A 20,593-nucleotide genomic window follows, 5' to 3' on the forward strand; every position below is an offset into this window, starting at 1 on the left:
GTTGTAACCACTAACCACTAACCACTAACTAAAAGCAAATTCTTTGATTTTTTTACAACCTCATACAGTTTTTTCTCAAACTTCTCCATGCATGATGACCAATCAAATTCAAGTATTGAAAGGCGAGCATTTTGAGACATTTCTTCCTTGAGAGCCGAAGTTTCAAGAATTGTAATGACCTGACGGGCAAAATCTGTTGGGTTGTTAGGTTCAGCTAAATAGCCATTGTGACCGTTGATAACTTGCTCTGAAGTAGAGGGTGCAACAGCAGCCACAACAGGAGTTCCAGAAGCTAATGCTTCATTATTTGCAGTACAAAAATTTTCCGTGATTGAAGGGTTGACAAATACATCTGCACGAGCGTACAAGCCTAGAAGTTCTGTTCCATAAGATTCGCCCCAAACAGTTATACCAGCTTTAAACTTTTCTGCTTGCTTGCGAAATTCTTCATCTTGGGGTCCTCTCCCAACAACAATCAAATGGACATCAGGAATTTTATTAGCAATTATTGGATAAGCTTGTAAAAGCTGGAAAATATTTTTTTCTGCAGTAATGCGTCCTACAAAAAGCAGAGTAGGTCTGCGATCGCCAGGAATAGGGTCATAACATAAGTTTGCCGGATTGAATTTTTGACAATCAATTCCTTGAAAGGGCAGATATTCACTTCGTTGGGATTTCAGTTGCTGGTATTTAGCAAGCTGTTCTCGAGAAGGAAATAAATTGACATCATACATTTCGCTGAACTGCTTCACTAAAAAAGGAAGGATGGGACGAATCAAGTTGAATCCGCGATCGCCCAAATAATATCGTATGTACGCAATGATATCGGTATGGAAGAGTGATATTATCGGAGTTCCCGTTCGCTTTGCATATTCAGTTCCAATAGGGCGACCGTAACCTTGTAAATAAAGTGAGTAAAACCCTCTTAATTGCGGTGCTTCTTCCACAACTATAATATCTGGTTTAAACTCTTCAAGCAATTTTGTATCGCTCCAGTGCCGATAGTGCAGTGGTTGCGGAAGAGACTTGTAAAATATGAGTGGCTGTGTTGGAAATGCATAGGCAGAAAAATTGGGAAAAGGTTCTAGCTCATCTAGCCCAGACATGGGACGATTGCCAACATACTCAGGGTACTGGTTATTAATTTGAGGGTGAATGAGAAAAACTTGATGCCCTTGCTGTAACAACCAACGAACTCTTTGATGTACGCCTATGGATACTCCTGTTAAAAAAGGTGCATACAAGCTTGTAAAAATTGCAATACGAAGAGATTTGTTGCTCATCATTTATGTACTGTATTGTATATTTTCTTGGCTAAAACAATCAAGTATTTTTTATCAAACACCAAACTGATTAACATTCTATATTCCATAACAAGGCACAATTGCCTTCCTTGTAACTGAATGAATAATTTGTATTGTAATTTTTTCTCATTTATAAGGATAAGAAAAAGACCAGATAATTGAAAATTGCGCCAGACCAACAAAGTACATTTACATGAGCTTAATCTGAAGTCTGCCTGCACGGGAGCATCCTAAAGAGCACCAATTGCCCTCAGAATGGAATTCTGGACGGCAGGCGCTATCTCCTTACGGAGACGCTACGCGAACAACGGGGGGAACCCCCCTCCGGGTTCACCAATCCCCAGGGCGCGGGAAACCCGCCTACTTTCTCTGGATTCACCGCAACGCGCTGCCTCGGCTATACAAACGAAGCCTGTCTACGCAGGCTTTAAATGAGTCCTTGCCTTGCTGACTTCGTTTGTGTTGGCGTGATTTCAATCGCAAGCGTATTTTTCCCAAATTAGGATGTTTCCTTATGATATTGAGTTTCTCAATAATAATTTAGGGCTGTTATTGTTACGTCAATAACAAAATATAAAAACTAAAAAAATCTTAAAATTACCTAAGATATTATTAAGATTGAGTTAAATTGGCAATTAATTTCTAACTTCCTTTGGTGCTGCAAGATTTGTAGAGATGCTTTCATTCAAAACGTCTTTACAAGAGTGCTACTGTTGAACAGAAAAAAACGAACAATTAATACAAGCATTTGTTAAACATTAAAAACAATACAAGTAGGTAGTTATGGAATCCATAGCAGGTAAAACAGTCGTCTTGACTGGAGCATCCGGTGGTATTGGAGTATTTATAGCCCGTGCTTTGGCAAGAGAAAAGGCAACCGTAGTAGCTATTTCTCGTTCTCAGGAAAGTTTGGAGCAAATATGCGCTGAAGTTGAAAGTTTAGGTGGTAAAGGGATAAGTATACCCTTTGACATTAGCAATCTGGAAAGACTACCAGATTTAGTCAAGCAAATTTATGAACTAGCAGGTCCGGTCGATGTTTTAATTAACAATGCCGCAATAGAAAAATACCGACCTTTCCAAAATTATGCTTTGAATGATATCCGCTCGATATTGACAACTAACTTACTAACACCAATGGAGTTAACTCGGTTAATCTTACCAGATATGGTAAACCGAAACAGCGGTCATATCGTAAATATTGCATCTGGTTCTGGTAAAAAAGGAGCCCCCTATAACAGTATTTACTCTGCTAGTAAAGCTGGATTAATTATGTGGACGGACTCCATGCGCCAGGAATTAACGAATACTCATGTTGGGGTTTCAGTGGTATGTCCGGGATACACAAAAGCAGGAATGTTTCTTAAATTTGGCTTGTCAGCACCTAGTTTAGCACGTGTCTCAGAGCCAAATGATGTTGCGATCGCAGTTATTCGAGCGATCCAGCAAAACCAAGGAGAAGTCATAATTGATGGCATTTTGACAAGGCTTTTGTTTTCAAACATACAACTTTTTCCAAAGTTTGGCGATCGGATTTATCAATGGATTGGTTTAACAAAGTTAAATCAAACCTGTGCAGAAAATCAAATGCGTAACGAGAATCATCGGTAGCAATTAGCTGTTAGTGATTGGCTGTTAGCTAATGGCTAATGGCTAATGGCTAATGGCTAATGGCTAATGGCTAATGGCTAATTGCTAATGGTGAGACCAGAGAAAGCAGGCGGGTTTCCCGCCGTAAGCAACTGGCGTATAGCCCTAAGGGCATAGCTTCGCAACGCGTAGCGTCTCCGTAAGGAGATACAAGGGAGGGGTTTCCCGCTGCGAGCAACTGGCATATAGCCCTGCGGGCATAGCTTCGCAACGAGTAGCGTCTCCGTAAGGAGATACAAGGGAGGGCTAATTGCGAATTGGGAGACAATGGAGGAGCAATGAGCGACAATCGTTATGATGTAATTATTATTGGTACGGGTGCTGGTGGTGGAACTTTGGCTAATGCACTGGCATCTTGTGGAAAGAAAATTTTAGTCCTAGAGAGAGGTAACTTTTTACCCCGAGAAAAGGAAAATTGGGATTCCAAGCAAATTTTTCAAAAACAACGTTATTATAATTCCGAGTTGTGGTATGACAAACATGGCAAGTCATTCCGTCCTGTAACGTATTACTATGTTGGCGGTAACACTAAATTTTATGGTGCTGCATTATTCAGATTTCGCGAGCAAGACTTTGAAAAAACTGTTCATAAAGATGGTATTTCTCCGGAATGGCCTTTAAAGTATCAAGACTTTGCTCCTTATTACACTCAAGCCGAAAGACTTTATGAAGTTCGCGGTCAACGAGGTTTAGACCCTACCGAACCCCTAAGCAGTGAAAACTATCCTTTCCCTCCTGTCAGCCACGAACCAGACATTCAAAAAATTCACGATGCTTTGAAGGATAAGGGGCTACACCCATCTTACCTGCCGCTTGGTATCAAACTTAATGAAGCTAACCGCTTGAATAGTGCTTGTATTCGTTGTGATACTTGTGATGGTTTCCCTTGTTTCGTCAATGCTAAAGCCGATGCTGATATTAACGGTATACGTCCGGCAATTGTCTATCCCAATCTAACTCTAATTACCAATGCAAAAGTATTGCGTTTGCATACCAGTGCATCGGGTCTTGAAATTACTGCAGTGGAAGCAGAAATTGCAGGTAAGCATCATCTATTCTCTGGCGATCTTGTTGTTGTTGCCTGTGGTGCAGTTAACTCAGCAGCCTTATTGCTGCGATCGGCGAATGACAAACACCCAAACGGCTTAGCTAACAGCTCTCATCTTGTCGGGTGTAATTACATGGCACATAAATTTGCGGTAGTCTTGGCATTGAGTGCAAAACAAAATACTACAATATATCAAAAAACACTTTATATCAATGATTTTTATTGGGGAGAGAAAAATTTTCCTTACCCAATGGGTAGCATACAATTGCTGGGCAATCTTAATAAAGACAGAATTGCGGCTGATGCACCCCCTTTTATACCCGGTATATTACTTGAGGCTGTAGCCAATCACTCTGTTGCTTGGTTGCTTATCACTGAGGATTTGCCGAACCCCAACAATCGCGTGCGTGTTGAGGGAGAAAAAATATTTTTGGAGTATACAAATAACAACAAACGTGCTTTCAATAGATTGATAAAACGCTGGACTCAAGTCTTAAAATCAATTGAGAAAAACGATCGCTCGAGAGCCTTTTCATCGTATTTTTCCATGAAGATGTCTTTGAAAGAGGTTGTGCATCAGTGCGGTACTTGTCGTTTTGGAGAAGACTCTAAAACTTCAGTGCTCGATCTCAACTGCCGCACGCATGATATTAATAATCTCTATGTTGTTGATAGTAGTTTTTTCCCATCTAGCGCTGCAGTCAATCCAACGCTAACAATTGTGGCAAATGCGTTGCGTGTTGGAGAGCATTTACTAGAAAGGCTCAATTGACATCGCGCTAGTCATAATTGTTATGTAATGGTTAATGCGGAGGTGTATAAATGAGGATAATAGAGTTAGAGTTGTTGCAGGGTTACGCCGCCGGGGAGAGAGATTTTAGAAGAGCTACTCTGAAGAGGCTATGCGTAAGTCCTAAAAACAAAATTCAATGACGTATGTAGTACAAACATCACTGCTCGTACTACAAAAGCATGGTATGGTTCTAGATTTTGAAACTCGCGATCGCTCTTATATCGAAACCTTGCTATCGCCAAATTTATCGCACAACTTATAGGGACGGTATTCAACTAAAGAAATATCCCAAGGTCCTTTAATACGATAGGTGACGCCACGCCAATTGACTCTTCGCATTCCAAAAGAAACGACCATTGCTAGTGCAGACACCCATTGTGTCAGAGGAATAGCTATTAACATTTTTAAAATTGTAGCAGGTGATAACTCTGTTGTAACGGGATTGTACTGGCGCAAAATTTGCTGTGCTTCTTTTTCCAATGCGATCGCAAGCAGCAATAATGTAACTGTATAGATACTAAAACTAGCAAGGCAAAAAGCAGCAGTACTCCATTGTTTTGTCCAAAAAGCTGCTAAAAATATTATCAAGAGTAAATTAGGCACTAAAATGGTCGAAATGGAATCTGCAACTACAGCCCACCACCAAGGATGGTAAAGACGAGAAGCGAGTAACTGACGTTTCAGCCATCCAATCAATCTTGGTAAATCGCACTCTTCGCGATTGAGAATTAGCACAGAGGGTACAAATTTAACTTGCTTTCCATGTTTGGCGAGGACATTACGAATCATAGTATCTTCACCGTAGGCTTGTCCCCATTTCTCTAACAGCCCGGTTTGATGGATTAGTTCTGTCTTGATAGCTAAACTTCCACCCCAAGCAATCCTGTATAGAGACATTTGCAGAACTGCAGAGATGTTCCAAATGTAACGGACTAGTGACCCCCAGTATCTACCAGTAGGTAAATACCAACGATTCCCTGTTGTCGCACCAATTTTAGGATGGGATAAAGGACCCACTAATTCACGCAACCAATTTGGATGAACGACTGCATCAGCATCTACAAAAGCTACAACTTTGTAAGAATCATCTAAATCTGAGACAGCTTGTATTAAAGAACTGCATTTAAGACTGCAATTGTTTTTTGGGACTCTTAAAGAGCTAATTTGAACTCTACCTACAGCTTGCTTGTAAATAGAATCGGTGACTATATTCCAAGCTGGATCGTCCTGACTATCAACAACAATTTTTATGTCATACTGTGGATAGTTCTGGTTCAATAATGCCTGCAAACAGTTTGGCAAAAAAGGATCGGCTCCTCGCAAGCAGAGAACTACAGCGACTTTTGGTAACTGCTCATCTGCTAATAAATTTTTGCGAGATGAACGAAGGTACGATATAAAGAGCAGTGTAAAAAATGTTTGAACAGCTGCCCAGCCCAGTAAATTTCTTGACAGTAATATTGCCAGTTCTTTCATGTTTAGCCAATCTGTTTTAGCAAAAAAGTTAGTGTCTGTTGGGGATTGGAGACTAGCGATCGGCGATTAATTTTTAAGATTTTTGTCGTTTGCTGTTAGTAGGCGGTACCCACCCTACCTCTTTAGGTAATCTTCTAGTGGGGAAGGAGTAGTTTTTCTGTTCCCAATCCCCAGTCTCCAGTCCCCAGTTCCCAGTCCTCAGTCCCTCTTAAGGATCGAGAGAATACTTCATTTTGATGCTGATGGTTGTGTTTTTATCTAATGGAAAACTGGCATCATTAAACTTTGGAGTACCCGTTAAAATTGAAACAGTGGGATTTTTTGAAATACCAAAACCTTCTTTGGGAATGCCTAAAAAATCTTTGTTGAGTTTGTAGTCTCCGTTTTGATCGTCAACTACAGCAACAGCGTATTTTCCAGGTTTTAAACCAGAGAATTGCTTTGTAACAGATTTACCCTTAATCTGAGTACAACCACTTTGCACTTCACTAGTATTATTAAAAGGAAACCCTCGTTCACCTGAAAAAATTCGCAGGCAAACTTGACCTTTATTGTGACGTATTCCATCAACTACGACGGTGAGTGTAGCTGTAGACTCTGCTTTTACCATTTTTACTAAGGTAAAACTGACTAAAGCTGCTAACAACAAAGAACCGTATTTTGCTATTTTCACTTTCATCTTGGTGGATTTAACTTAAAAACTGAACAATCAGACATTCAATTCATAATTCATACTTCATAATTCATACTTCATGAATTGTTGAATATCAGTTTTTTTCAACCACTCCTGAGTGCGACGCATTCCTTCTTCTAAGTTAATTATTGGTTTATAACTTAGTAAATTTTTTGCTTTATCGATAGAATATGCATGAGGACGCGTCATAAAATCTACCGCTTCTGGAAGAATATCGGCTTGTTTGCGGAAAAGTTTTTGTCCCTGGTAGCGCAGTTTGAGAAATAATTTGAGTTCATCTTTCGGCAAAGAAAAAGGTGCAGGTAATCCTGCAACCGCAGCCAATTGAGTAAAATATTCTTTCCATGAAGTCTCTTCACCGTCTGTGACGTTAAAAATTTCTCCGTAAGTTTCTTTTTCTATGGTCAGAAAAATAGCATCAATTAGGTTATCAATATAGACATGGTTGATAACTCCTCGACCATCGTTTGCATATGCAAACAATCTTTGACGCATCATCAGGAGTGGTCGAACTATCCAAGGTATGCTTCCCGGTCCGTATACATCACCCGGTCTAATAACAATGACTCCAAAATTACCTGGATCGTTAAGTTCTAAAAGTGCTTTTTCAGCTTCTATTTTGGTTTCACAGTAGGGATTATTTTCCCCACAAAGCGGTCCATCTTCCGTCACGCGATCGGGATAGTTAAAGCCATAAACCAAAACACTAGAGAGATGAATAAAAGTTTTTACACCTGCACTCTTAGCGGCTTTTGCCATGTTGATTGTTCCATCAACATTGATTTTACGGAATTGATCTACTGCACCACCTTCTTTAGAAAGTTCCGCTGTATGTAAAACTACATCTACTCCTTGGCAAGCGGTTTGGGCTACTGCTGGATCGGTTATATTACCATAAGTAACCTTAACACCTAAATTTTGTGCCTTTTTGGTTTTATCAGAAGCATCTTGGATACCACAAACTTTTGTTCCTTGAGCTATGGCTAATTCTGCAGCGCGTAAGCCAATAAATCCACTAATTCCAGTAATGAGGAGAGTTTTGTTTTTGAGAGTCATAGATAGATTGTGAGTTGGTAATTGATAATTGATGATTGCTAATAGCTAATAGCTAATAGCTAATAGCTAATTGCTAATTGCTAATTGCTGGTTGCTGGTTGCTAATTTCCGATTGCCGATCGCTAATTGCCGATTGCTAATTACCATTAGCCATTAACCATTAGCCATTAGCCATTAGCCATTAGCCATTAGCTAAAATATATCTGCTGGATCTGTAGAGCGTAGTTTGTTAATAGCTAGTGCTCCAGAAATCATACACATTAATATATTTGATATTAAAACGAGAACTCCATTATGAAAGCTCATCATGATTGGTAATTTAGTCGCTTCCATGGCAAAGTCATACAACCACCAAGAAAGAATGCATCCTGGTATATAACTGAGAACTGCTAGAATTAAAGCTTGCTGGAAAACGACAACTAGTAAATAATTATTGGTATAACCTATAGCTTTTAAAGTTGCATAAGCTGTGAGTTGGCTGGAGATATTACTGTAAAGAATTTGATAAACAATGACTATGCCAACAACTGAAGCCATTGATAACATGAGGTTAAGTATAAAACCTATAGGTGTTCTATTAGCCCAGTATTCTTTTTCAAAATCAATAAATCCTTGACGGGTGAACACTAACACATCATTAGGTAAATTTTTCTGTAAATCTTTCATCACTTTCTGCGGGTTGGCTCCAGGCTTGAGAGTTATAGCCCCTATATCTATCATTTCCGCAGGACGGCTGTTGGGAAATATCTTTAAGAAGGTTGAGTCACTAACGATTAAATTACCATCGACTCCAAAAGATGGACCCAAGCTAAACAATCCACCGACTCTTACTGTAGAACCAGCAATGGAATTAAAGGGATATATTTCAACAATTTGTTCGGTTTTCTCCTTGTCGAATCTTTCCGCAATATTTCCAAATTCTGGTCGAGAATTGCGATCGAAAAGAACAACGCCAGGAATTTTTATTTTATCTAAATTATTTTTAATTTCTGGTAGGTTTAAAACAGGCTTTCCTGGCTCAAAACCAATCACGTATATTGAATACTTTTGACCTGTATCTGGATTTTTAAACTTAGCAAATCCTATATACATGGGGCTAACTGATTCTACACCATCAAATCCCAAGGACTGATACAAACGAGTCCGAAAAAAGCTTTGATTGGCTGTCAAAGCTTTATACTGAGAACTGATGAGAAATAAGTCTCCTTTAAGATGATGGTGGACTTGAGTTGCACTAGAATAAAGAGCATCTTGAAAACCAAGTTGCATGAACATTAGAATAACAATAAAGGCAATACCAGCTACAGCTACTAAGGAACGAATTTTATTTCTGGCAAGTTGTAGCCACGCCAAAGGAATTTTGACAATCATGGTTCAAGCTTTGAATACAGTTATTGGTTGCGAAATAAGTAAATCGTTACTGTCACTAGTTACTTTCCCGATCGCTGAACTTCGATGGCGACATCCACTTGTAAACCAGTTAAACCTGCGACTTTTTCGCTGTCTTTTGGACGATCGATACGGATTTTTACCGGAATGACTCTGCGGTCTGTTTCGGCGGCTGGATTAACACTTAAAATATTTTGTCTGTCAACTTGCAAACCAATAGTGCTGACAGTTCCTTGTATTGCACCTGAAAAAGCTGTGCTGGTTATTGTGGCTTTTTGACCTACGCGTACTTTATGAATATCAGTCTGATAGACTTCTGCTTCTACATACATTTGAGATGTTTTTCCAATCTCAACAATTCCGTCACTGCTATTGACTTCTCCTGTTTTGGCATGGACTTTCAAAACTTGACCGTTGATGGGAGATACAAGCTTTGTTAAATCTAAGTCTGCTTTTGATTGTTGAACGGCTGTACGCGCACTCTTAACTTCGGCTTCTGCTAGCTGAACGTCTACTCCACGGACTTCTTGAACACTGTTCAACTTGGCTTTTGCCTCTTTAATTTGGTCTTTTAAGGTGTTGACAGTACTATCAAGGTTTGCTTTGGCTTCTCTAAGTTGTTGCTGTACGGTTTCTTCCTGCAAGCGCTTGTCATCTGCTGTGGAAGCAGAAATTGCTCCTTCTTTATAAAGCTGTTGATAGCGGTTATTCTCTGTTTGAGCATTGTTTAATTGCGCCTGCAAACGAGCAATTGTTGCTTGTTGTGAAGCCGTTTCTCCTTTTAATTGTGATTCGAGGCGCGTGACGGTTGCTTTTTGCGCTTCAATATCACCTTTTTTAGCTCCGGCTTTTGTCTGTGCTAGTTCAGCTTGAGCAACTTGCACTTTATCTAAAGATTGTTGTAATGCTGCTTTAGCACGACCGTAACCTTCTAATAAAGCGACGACTTGTCCTGCTTGAATGCGATCGCTTTCCTCAACTAACAGTTTTTCTACTCGAACACCACTGAGAGAACTTGGAGGAAACAATTTAGTGACTTTTCCTTGAGGTTGTAAACGTCCTAGAGCAGTTACCTCAATTTTAGGAGGAGCAACCTTTACAGTTTTGGGTGCTTGTGTGGTCGGAGTCGTTTCTCGCTTTGCAAAACTGTAATAGAATATCAATCCGGTAGCTGAAGCGATGAGAGCTGCTAATATGAATCGCCAGCGATATGGGGGTTTGGTGTACAACTCGCTTTCTTTGTCTGCTGCCATATTTTTATCTCTCTTATGCTGGTCTACATTCAGTCATTGGCGGACAGTTATCAATACGAAATACTCATACATACCTGTTCTTCATCCAACTTCATCAGTTATTGCTTAACTGGATAAACTGATGAACCTTGACTTATAACTGTAACTTGATAACTGCTGTATGAAATATGGATCTTTATCACAAATTGTCGATCTCGAGCAAAACGAAGGGCTGCTGGAGATAAATTGCCAAAACTTGTTCACCATATTCGCAAAAAACTTTTCTTTTGTCAATCGAAATCATTTATTTGCTTGGTGGGTTGGTGGTGAGTTTAGTCCCGAAGACGCTTGTCCAAACCCAAGCGGTTGGCGAACCAGAAGGCTTGATAAAGAAGGATTTGATTTACACTCGTACATAATTAAAGTGTCTTGTATATGTACCTTGTGAGTGACAATTCTCAGTACAGAGTCTGGAGCGTGTAGATTTTAAAACAACTGCGTTTCTTGTATCTTTACTAATGTTTTCAATAAGTACAGCTCCTAATTTTCTATGAACTTTATATTTAAAATTTTTTTATTTAGAGAAAATGTTTTCCAAACTACAGAAAGTTTTTAGAAACCCTTTATAACAGGAAACAATCATTTTTCTTGATGATTTTACTCTCTAAATTGGGAACTTTCTGGCAAGAGGTGCCTTCATTGACTCTAAATCAACTGACGCTAAGAGCAGTGAATAGTATGAAGCATAAACCCTTAAAAGCGAATAGATGCAAATTATACAGAACAAGTTCAAAATTTTAAATCTTAAAACTTGTATCGTGATTTAATAGCTTCATTCTAGGGTTTTCAAAGAATTTGTAAAGTTCATTTTGCACTTTACAAGCCAAACTTCATATTGAAACTAGTTCTTAGTAGGGTGGCAATTTATAAGACATTTTCATCAGGCTTATCACAAAATTCATGTTTCTGAGAACACTGATGAAATATATTAGGGATGTCTTATTGTTGGTACTTTCATTACTAACAATACTCAAGAACAGCGCTTATGCCTATAAAGTCAGTATCCATAGACAAGATCAAATATGGTTCTAACCGCCGTCCTGTAAATGACGAAAAAGTGAAGGAATTAAAGGATTCCATTCAAGCTAACGGTCTATTAAACCCAATTACGGTGGATAGTAAGTTTAACTTGATTGCTGGATTGCACCGTCTGACGGCGTGCAAGCAATTGGGACTTGAGAAAATCGAGTGCAATATTGTTGATTATGACGATGTTGACCAAAGCCGCTTGGCGGAGATTGACGAGAATTTTATCCGCAATGAACTAGAAATTCTGGAACGTGCGGAACTGTTATTGGAGCGCGAGCGCATTTTAGACCGATTGGGACTCAGGGCTAAACCGGGAGATAACCAATACACTTACAAGGGACGCGAAACAGTTTCGCAAATACCTAAAACAACGACAGATTTAGCAAGAGAAATTGGATACAGCGAACGCAGTTTGCAGCATGACAAGCAAATTGCGCGAGATATTCACTCCTGTGTTAAAGAACAAATCAAGGGAACGCCACTTGCTAATATGAAGACGGAGCTACTAAAAATAGCCCGATCCGCAGGTCAAGAACGAGCCTTTGCAAAACAAGCCGAACTTGCTTTAGAAACTGCCAAATCCAAAGGAGATGAAGAAGAAGCACTCAGACAAGCTAGAAGTGCTGCACACTGGCGTTTGAGGCAACAAGAGATACAAGTACAAGCCATGAAAAACGCTATGGCAAAAGCAAAGAGGGAGGCAAAGTTAGCTCTTGATGGTGATGCTGTTCAAACCGAGCAGCAAGTTCAGAAAGCTACAATAATTACCAACCAAGTTTCCGTTAAAGTTGGTGAGGAATGGAAACTAGATCGGCATATTGCCTCTTGCAGTCATACATCAGGCGAACAATTCACAAACCTGCTTCCCGATCGCGCCGCCCTTGCGATCGCAACTCTTTCCCCAACCTGGAACCACGATTATCTCGTGGAGCGGGCGAGAATCGTCGCAGTACTGCGATCGGAAGGTTACGTTTATGAATTTTGCCGTCGTCAGAGAATGCCTTTCCAGTATGAATTGATTCTCGGTAATATCTACTTAGGACTTTTCTCCTACGAATCGATACCAAAACCACAGGCACCAATCAATATTGACGGAGTAGAGGGTATAGTCAACTATTTGTTGCATTTGTACACCAATCCAAATAACTCCGTGATAGCTCCCTTTATGGGACAAGGTGAAATTCTCATTACCTGTGAAAGAATGGGACGTCTCTGTTTTATTGGAGATGAAAATCCTGAATTGGTAAGTCGTGGAATCATACGATGGCAAGCATGGACTGGAAAACAAGCTCAAAGAGCAGAATCACGAAGAACAGAGCCACGAAGTTATGTGCATAACTAGTTGTAAAGACGCTTTTATAAGAGCGTTTTTACAAGAATCTCGGACGTGTTTCTCGCTCTTGCACAATATCACGTTCTCTCAATTCACATTGATTTTTATGAACTTATAGAAGTTTTCTAGAAAGTTATTCAATTTACAAAACCGCATTATTGTTTTTTGAAAGTTAGGTTGGGTAGGCATTGCCTACCATACTAACTTGTTCCCAGACAGAGCTTGGAAATACCAATCTAAAGGCTTCGCCTCCAATCTTTTAACTAGATCTTCACCTCCAGGCAATATGTTACAAGGCGGAGCCTCGTCAATACTACTCGGTTAAAGAAATTATCGCGGGAGACAAGCAGGGGATGCACCTTTGTCCAGGGGAGGAAAAAACGGCAAAACCCGATAAGTATTGGGAGCCTCGTAAAGAAGAAGTCAGGATTTAGTACGGGGAAGAAAGAAACATCTGTAAAACAAAATTGCTGGAAAAACTGTCACCAAGGATATTATTCAATTTACATAATCGTAATACACTATACTTTTACAAATTTACAAAAAGTTCATATCTGCAACAAAATCATTCTTTATAAAAACATTTAAAAAAAACTATTCAATCTCAGCTGATTGTGCTAGTGTTTTTAGTAATTATCACGTTTCCAGCCGATCGGGTATTTTTTTAGTTTATTAAGAGCGAAAAACTAAAAGCCACCGAAATTGCTGAGACTCAGTAAGACTTCAATCAATGGTTTGAGTTATTTACTTTTGTGGAGAGAGAGGAGTGCGCTTTGTGTAACGAATTTGTCAAATATAATTTGTACAAATTCCATAGAATATGTTGTCTTAAACGTCAAAATCGTCTATGGCATTTATCAAAATACAAAACGTAATCATTAACACTAACTATGTGGTCGCAGTTAAGTTAAATAATCAAACTAGCATTGGAGAAAACAGCATTTCTGTTCTAATAAGTACTCCAAATTTTTCGCTCTTGAGCCCGGAAACAGTTTCTCAAGATTCTCAGGATTCCTATCAAGACGAATGGATTGAATTCACCGGACGAGCTGCGATCGCACTACAAGACTATTTTACGAGCTTTAACAATGTTATTGACCTACTATCAAATTATGAATGATGAATGATGAATATTGGAGGCTGAAACCTTCAATTCATAATTCATAATTTATAATTCATAATTCCCAGTTATCAGCGAACAGTTTATAGTTATCTTTTCAGGCAAAAAGAAAAAATTCTCCTATGGATTCCCTAACTTCCGTTATGGGTATTACTGAATTGCGATCGCTATTAACTGTTAACTGTTAACTATTCCTCCCGATAAAGAGCACGTAACTAAATGACCCACACTACCAATCATTACAATTTCTCCTATGTCTGCTCATTCAATTGATAGTGCCTTGGCGGAGTTAGCAGCCGAAATCAGTCATTTTGAAAAGGTTGTCAACAAGTGTATTGAGGAAAAAAAAATGATGCCAGAAGAATCTATGTCAATCGATAAAATTAACAGAAAATTACAAAATAGCCCTATAGCCATCGTGGGTATGGCTTCTCTGTTTGCTAAATCCAGAAATCTACAAGAGTACTGGCAAAACATTCTTAACAAAAAAGACTGTATTACTGATGTTCCATCAACCCACTGGAACATAGACGAGTACTACGATCCGAATCCCAGAACACCAGAAGAAAAAACCTACTGCAAGCGAGGCGGGTTTATTCCTTACGTTGATTTTGACCCAATGGAGTTTGGAATTCCCCCGAGCATTTTAGAAGTCACAGATGTTGCACAGCTTTTAAGTTTGGTTGTTGCAAAAGAAGCAATGGAAGATGCTGGCTACAATGCGTCTCGCGAATTTAATCGTGAAACGATTGGAGTCATCTTGGGTGTCGCAGGAAGCCAATTGGGATTACCACTTGCTGCACGGTTAGAGTATCCGGTTTGGGAAAAGGTTCTAAAAAGTAGCGGTTTATCCGATGAGGATACCCAAAAAATTATCAAGAAAATCAAAAGCGCTTACGTAAACTGGGATGAAAATGCTTTCCCAGGAATGTTAGGTAACGTAGTTGCAGGTAGAATTGCCAACCGTTTGAACTTGGGTGGTATCAATTGCGTAGTCGATGCAGCTTGTGCGAGTTCCTTTGCTGCTTTAAAGATGGCAATTAGCGAACTGATAGAACACCGTTGTGACATGATGCTGACTGGTGGAGTGGACACTGACAACACCATCATGGCATATATGTGTTTTAGCAAAACACCTGCTGTTTCTCCTAGCGATAACGTCAAACCCTTTGATGCTAAATCAGATGGGATGATGCTGGGTGAAGGGATTGGGATGGTTCTTCTCAAGCGTCTGAATGATGCGATACGAGACAATGACAAAATTTATGCAGTCATCAAAGGAATTGGTACTTCTAGTGATGGGCGCTTTAAGAGTATTTACGCACCTCGCCAAGAAGGACAAGTCAAAGCATTGCAGCGTGCTTATGATGATGCTGGTTTTCCACCTGAGACTGTTTCCTTGATTGAAGCACATGGCACGGGAACATTAGCTGGAGATCCTACGGAATTTGCATCTATCAACGAGTTCTTCGGAGAAAATAACTCCAAGAAGCAGTACATCGCCCTCGGTACCGTTAAGTCTCAGATCGGACATACTAAAGCTGCTGCTGGTGCTGCAAGTCTCATTAAGACAGCTTTGGCACTGCACCATAAAATCTTACCTCCTACGATCAATATCACTCAACCCAACCCCAAACTCAATATTACAAACTCACCTTTCTATTTAAATACAGAAACTAGACCTTGGATTCGTGTAGAAGGAGAAGCACCGAGACGTGCAGGTATCAGTTCTTTTGGTTTTGGCGGTACTAACTATCATGTTGTCTTGGAAGAATACGAAGCGCCACAAGAACAGACATACCGAGTTCACAGCACTCCCAACGAAATTTTGTTGTTTGCACAAACTCCCACACAGTTATTAGCGAACTGTGAAGAAATGCTTGCTCAACTCCAATCGGAGGCGGGAGCAAAAAATTATGCAGAACTTGTCGAGGTATCTAAATCCCAAGAAATTCCTCTCAGTGCAGCTAGAATTGGGTTTGTTGCAGAATCTTCTGCTGAGGCGTGTAAATTATTGCAAATCAGCATTGACTTACTCAAGAGTAAAGCCTCTGCTGCATCATGGGAACATCCTCAAGGTATTTTTTACCGTCAAACAGGTATGAACCTTGGAGGTAAAGTTGTTGCTTTGTTCTCCGGTCAAGGTTCTCAGTACTTGAACATGGGTCGGGAATTGGTAATGAATTTCCCTGTAGGGCAGCGTCTGTTTGGCTACATGGATAGCTTGTTGCTCAAAGATAACTTGCAAACTCTGTCGAGCATAGTTTTTCCCCATCCTGTCTTTGAAGAATCTGAAAAGAATGCTCAAGTTGCAGCTTTACAAAGGACAGAATATGCTCAACCCGCTATTGGAATGCTGAGTGCAAGTCTGTTCAAAATATTACAGCAAGCTGGTTTTAAAGCAGATTTTGCTGCAGGGCATAGCTTTGGAGAACTGACAGCTTTATGGGCTGCAGGAGTGTTAAGCGAAGAAGATTATTGCTTCCTTGTAAAAGCCAGAGGACAAGCTATGGCTGCTCCTCAAGACCCCGATTACGATGCAGGGGCGATGCTGGCTGTGAAAGAAGAAGTCGGCAAAATAGAAGGTATTTTAAAACAGCATCCCAAGGTATCTATTGCCAATCTCAATTCTCCCCGTCAAGTTGTATTAGCAGGTCCGGCTGCAGAAATCGCAAAAGTCCGCCTGGTGTTACAAGAGCAAGGATTAACTGCTGTACCTCTACCCGTGTCTGCAGCTTTCCACACACCATCGATCGCTTTTGCTCAAAAAGCTTTTGCAAATGCAATCAAGTCTGTTAAGTTCCAAAACGCAAAAATACCTGTTTACACTAACGTCACCGCAAAGCAATACCCTCAGGAAGCACAGGCTATTCAAACAATCCTCGAAAATCACCTCAGCAATCCCGTCCTATTTAAGCAGGAAATAGAACATATTTATGCTGCAGGAGGCTATTGCTTTGTTGAATTTGGTCCGAGAAAAGTTCTGACAGGGCTAGTGCAAGAAATTCTAGGCGATCGCCCTCATATTACTGTAGCTTTAAATCCCAGCGCTCAAAAGAATAGCGATCGCTCCATGAGAGAAGCTGTCGTGCAATTGCGCGTCGCTGGTATGCCATTACAAAATCTTGACCCCCATCAATTACCCCCCACTGTACCTGCAACCAAGAAAACCAAAGGATTGACGGTACGTTTAAATGGCATTAACTATGTGTCAGAAAAAACAAAGATGGCATTTCAAGAAGCTTTGCAAGATGGACATCAAGTGACATTAGCGACAAGCAAAGAAGTGATTTCAATTGAGCCCAAACAGATCGTACCGCCTGCAACACCACCCAAAGAAAGTAACGGCAATACAAATCACCAAGAGGCGCAAAAACAATTGGTCACAGATTTTATGACCAAATTAGCCGAGAAAAAATCTCCCACTCCCCCCCTCACCCCATCCCCCACTCCCTCTATCTCCCCATCTCTTCCTTCACCTCAACCAGTCCCAGAGGCGAAAATGCAAACAAACTCCAATCAACTCGTGAACTACCAACAAGTCTTAACAAGCTTAGAGTACGTCCTGACACAATTCCAGCAAAATCAGAAAGAGAACTTGCAAGTTCACGGACAATATCTCAACCATCAAGCGGAATATGTCAAAACATTTTTCCAACTCATGCAGCAACAAAATACTTTGTTAGCTAGCAACCCTTCATCAACAGAAACTGCAAAGCTCAAGCCCTCTTTAATAGAAGGTTTAGAGCGCAGCATGATGCAATTTCACGATCAACAAGGCGATACTCTACGCATTCACGAGCAATATCTTAAAGCACAAGTAGAAGTGACTCAAAACTTCTTCCAACTCCTGCAACAAGAGTATTCACAGTTGATTGGTGGTAAATTAGCGATTACTCAACCTGTCGTTCCTTCTGAAGTAACAACATCTGTTGTTAATAAAGAAACCCCCAGCCAGATTTTTGTAGAGCCAGCAACACCCAAACAAGAAAATCTCAGCTTACCTACAACTACCGCGCAAGTATTTGAGGTTGAATCACAACCTGCTGTTAAAATGGATGCCAAATTGCATTCAGTTGTAGAAACTTTGACTGTAGAGAAAGCAGACAAAGTCGCAGTGGTAGCAGATCCTGAAGTAGGTACTGAAGAGGATAAGTTATCTGTTATTCCCACACCCCAACCATCCGTATCCATTACTCCATCCGTTTCTAATGTTATTCAAGTAGCGAACACCAATCTAGCTGACTTGGATAAGCAGTTGTTAGCAATCACAAGTGAAAAAACGGGCTATCCAGTCGAAATGCTTGATTTAGACATGGATATGGAAGCAGATTTGGGGATTGACTCCATCAAACGAGTAGAAATCTTGGGAGGACTGCAAGAACTCTACCCCGATTTACCCAAGCCTAACTTAGAAGAACTCGCAGAAAAACGTACCATTGGTCAGATTGTAGAGTATTTGCGATCTAATGCTTCTCCATCAACTTCCGAAACAACTTTACTGAGCGTAGAGACATCGACTGCTTTAGTACCAACAGAAATTGCAACGGAAATTGTAACGAATGTTGCAACACATGAGATAACCGCAAGCCCCACAGAAGAAAACTTATCTGTTGCGGAGAGTTCAGAATTGGGTCAAACCTTGCTATCCATTACGAGTGAGAAAACAGGTTACCCAGTTGAGATGCTCGATTTGGATATGGATATGGAGGCGGACTTGGGTATTGACTCCATCAAACGAGTAGAAATTTTAGGGGCGATGCAAGAAATGTATCCCAATTTGCCCAAACCCAATGTAGAAGAACTTGGAGAACTACGCACCATCGGTCAAATTGTGAGTTACTTGCAAACCTTGGGGGGTAACGAAAAAAAAAAGTCTCTGAATCCGTCTTACAATCAACCCCCTAGCCTAAACAGCAATCCCCTCCGGCGTCAAGTCAAACTCAGAACACTACCTCAACCAGATTTTTTGGATTTTACAATCCCACAAGGGCATGTTTGTTTGCTAACACATGATGGTACCCTCACCACTTCCAAATTAGCTGACTCTCTTTTAGAGCATGGTTGGAAAGTAGTTGTTCTGAGTTTTCCTCCCTCAGTTGTCCCACAACCAATGCCTTTACCACCCGAAGCCCACTGCATCCAACTAGCAGATTTGAGCGAGGAACACCTGCAACAACAGTTGGCAAATATCTCCACTCACCACGGACCGATTGGCACTTTTATTCATCTCCATCCTCTGATTCAGGTTGCTTACAACGGAAAGATGCCTTACGTCGAAGAAGAAAAAGCAATCGTTAAGTATACTTTCTTGATGGCAAAACACCTCAAAAAGTTCCTGAATGAAGCAGCAGAATGCGGACGGAGTAGTTTTATAACAGTTGCTCGGTTAAATGGAGCTTTTGGTTTGGGACAAAATGTTAATTTTGGACCGATCGGTGCTGGCTTATTTGGATTAACCAAAACTCTTAACTGGGAATGGCAAAAGGTATTTTGTCGGGCGATCGATCTGAGCCCTCAAATTGATGACGAAAACTCAGCCAATTTCATTATGGCTGAATTGCACGACCCAAATCTTTACATTACCGAAGTGGGTTACGGTTGCGAAGGTCGAGTCACTTTGATTAGTACACCCGAGTAAGGGGGACACGGGAGACAAGGAAGAAATGTCTCCCCCCTCTCCCCCCTCTCCCTCATCTCCCCCTCTCCCTATTAACTCAACTCCATGGCAAAAGCTAATTACATTGGTCGCATAGTGGATAGAGAGAAACACGCTCCTATCAGTGGAGCAAAAATCTCCATTGGTCTACCTGGTAAAGAACTGACTGTTTACACTGATTTAGAAGGAATTTATAAATTTCCTCTTGATTTTGGCAATTACAGCGTACTTGAAGGGGAAATCAAAGTCGAAGCCAAAAATTACAAAAACTACAGCGCCTTTCTCAGACTCTCTCCTCAAAACACGGACCTTGGCGATATTCGGCTTGTTTATCCACACTATCAAGAAAGCGATGTCAAACCACAAACCCCAGCAAGTTCAGAAAACTCACTTAGCCCGGAAAACAACATTGCACTTCCACTTGTCGCAGCTATCATGGTTGTCTTTGCTCTTTTAGTAGCAGCAATGACATTACCATCTTCTCAAGAAAACCAGCCTCAAGAAGTTCCAGAAAATACTATTAACCTTCAAGCACCTTTACATATTGCTACAAATTCAGTTTTTGAAAGTTACTTTGCTTAGTCATGAAGTTACTTTCATCCCCAACCTTTTGTCTCTAGTCAGTCAGTCAGCGTAAATAATGATTATTGGTTTGTAGTTGCTTTTGAGCGCATATATCACAACTCAGAGCTTAAAACATCAATCACCGTCTTAGACCAATTCTACTTTCTGCATTCTTCTTTACAACTT

At 40.4% G+C, this 20,593-nt stretch carries 13 protein-coding genes; 7 read left to right on the forward strand and 6 right to left on the reverse strand.

Annotated features, from left to right (window positions below):
- Window positions 1-17 precede the first annotated feature (17 nt).
- On the reverse strand, window positions 18-1,283 hold the full coding sequence (locus tag AB0756_RS35795) for a glycosyltransferase (protein ID WP_038091568.1): 1,266 nt from the start codon (window positions 1,281-1,283) through the stop codon (window positions 18-20).
- An 804-nt stretch (window positions 1,284-2,087) separates the two neighbouring features.
- On the opposite strand from AB0756_RS35795, the gene AB0756_RS35800 reads away from it, so the two are divergent.
- Together AB0756_RS35800 and AB0756_RS35805 are read left to right on the forward strand one after the other, a co-directional pair.
- Window positions 2,088-2,915, forward strand: a complete 828-nt coding sequence (locus tag AB0756_RS35800; protein WP_038091414.1) for an SDR family NAD(P)-dependent oxidoreductase — start codon at window positions 2,088-2,090, stop codon at window positions 2,913-2,915.
- A 317-nt stretch (window positions 2,916-3,232) separates the two neighbouring features.
- On the forward strand, window positions 3,233-4,774 hold the full coding sequence (locus tag AB0756_RS35805; RefSeq protein WP_038078397.1) for a GMC oxidoreductase: 1,542 nt from the start codon (window positions 3,233-3,235) through the stop codon (window positions 4,772-4,774).
- Window positions 4,775-5,011: 237 nt separating this feature from the next.
- Here AB0756_RS35805 and AB0756_RS35810 read toward each other — a convergent pair whose 3' ends face one another.
- The 5 genes from AB0756_RS35810 to AB0756_RS35830 form a co-directional block, all read right to left on the reverse strand.
- Window positions 5,012-6,271: a glycosyltransferase gene (locus AB0756_RS35810; RefSeq protein ID WP_038078399.1), complete on the reverse strand. Its 1,260-nt coding sequence runs from the start codon at window positions 6,269-6,271 to the stop codon at window positions 5,012-5,014.
- Between the two features lie 208 nt (window positions 6,272-6,479).
- On the reverse strand, window positions 6,480-6,950 hold the full coding sequence (locus AB0756_RS35815; RefSeq protein WP_038078401.1) for a DUF2141 domain-containing protein: 471 nt from the start codon (window positions 6,948-6,950) through the stop codon (window positions 6,480-6,482).
- A gap of 57 nt (window positions 6,951-7,007) precedes the next feature.
- Window positions 7,008-8,021 (reverse strand): NAD-dependent epimerase/dehydratase family protein, encoded by a 1,014-nt coding sequence (locus AB0756_RS35820; RefSeq protein WP_038078404.1) that lies wholly within the window; start codon window positions 8,019-8,021, stop codon window positions 7,008-7,010.
- A gap of 192 nt (window positions 8,022-8,213) precedes the next feature.
- On the reverse strand, window positions 8,214-9,392 hold the full coding sequence (gene devC / locus AB0756_RS35825; RefSeq protein WP_038073665.1) for an ABC transporter permease DevC: 1,179 nt from the start codon (window positions 9,390-9,392) through the stop codon (window positions 8,214-8,216).
- A 59-nt stretch (window positions 9,393-9,451) separates the two neighbouring features.
- Window positions 9,452-10,663, reverse strand: a complete 1,212-nt coding sequence (locus tag AB0756_RS35830) for an ABC exporter membrane fusion protein (protein WP_038073662.1) — start codon at window positions 10,661-10,663, stop codon at window positions 9,452-9,454.
- A 160-nt stretch (window positions 10,664-10,823) separates the two neighbouring features.
- Between AB0756_RS35830 and AB0756_RS35835 the strand changes: the two genes are divergently transcribed.
- The 5 genes from AB0756_RS35835 to AB0756_RS35855 all read left to right on the forward strand — a co-directional run bounded on the left by AB0756_RS35835 (window position 10,824) and on the right by AB0756_RS35855 (window position 20,425).
- Entirely contained in the window at window positions 10,824-11,090 is a 267-nt protein-coding gene (locus AB0756_RS35835) for a hypothetical protein (protein WP_167844664.1), read from the forward strand.
- Between the two features lie 597 nt (window positions 11,091-11,687).
- Window positions 11,688-13,073 carry a ParB/RepB/Spo0J family partition protein gene (locus AB0756_RS35840; protein WP_038073659.1) on the forward strand — a complete coding sequence of 462 codons (1,386 nt, stop codon included), beginning with the start codon at window positions 11,688-11,690 and terminating at the stop codon, window positions 13,071-13,073.
- Between the two features lie 838 nt (window positions 13,074-13,911).
- Window positions 13,912-14,184, forward strand: a complete 273-nt coding sequence (locus AB0756_RS35845) for a hypothetical protein (RefSeq protein WP_038073656.1) — start codon at window positions 13,912-13,914, stop codon at window positions 14,182-14,184.
- Between the two features lie 253 nt (window positions 14,185-14,437).
- Window positions 14,438-19,825, forward strand: coding sequence for a type I polyketide synthase (locus tag AB0756_RS35850; RefSeq protein WP_167844663.1), 5,388 nt, complete (start codon window positions 14,438-14,440; stop codon window positions 19,823-19,825).
- Window positions 19,826-19,909: 84 nt separating this feature from the next.
- On the forward strand, window positions 19,910-20,425 hold the full coding sequence (locus tag AB0756_RS35855; protein ID WP_038073635.1) for a peptidase associated/transthyretin-like domain-containing protein: 516 nt from the start codon (window positions 19,910-19,912) through the stop codon (window positions 20,423-20,425).
- Window positions 20,426-20,593 lie beyond the last annotated feature (168 nt).

The organism is Tolypothrix campylonemoides VB511288_2 (assembly GCF_045999855.1).
GTDB classification, from domain to species: Bacteria; Cyanobacteriota; Cyanobacteriia; order Cyanobacteriales; family Nostocaceae; genus Scytonema; species Scytonema bouteillei_A.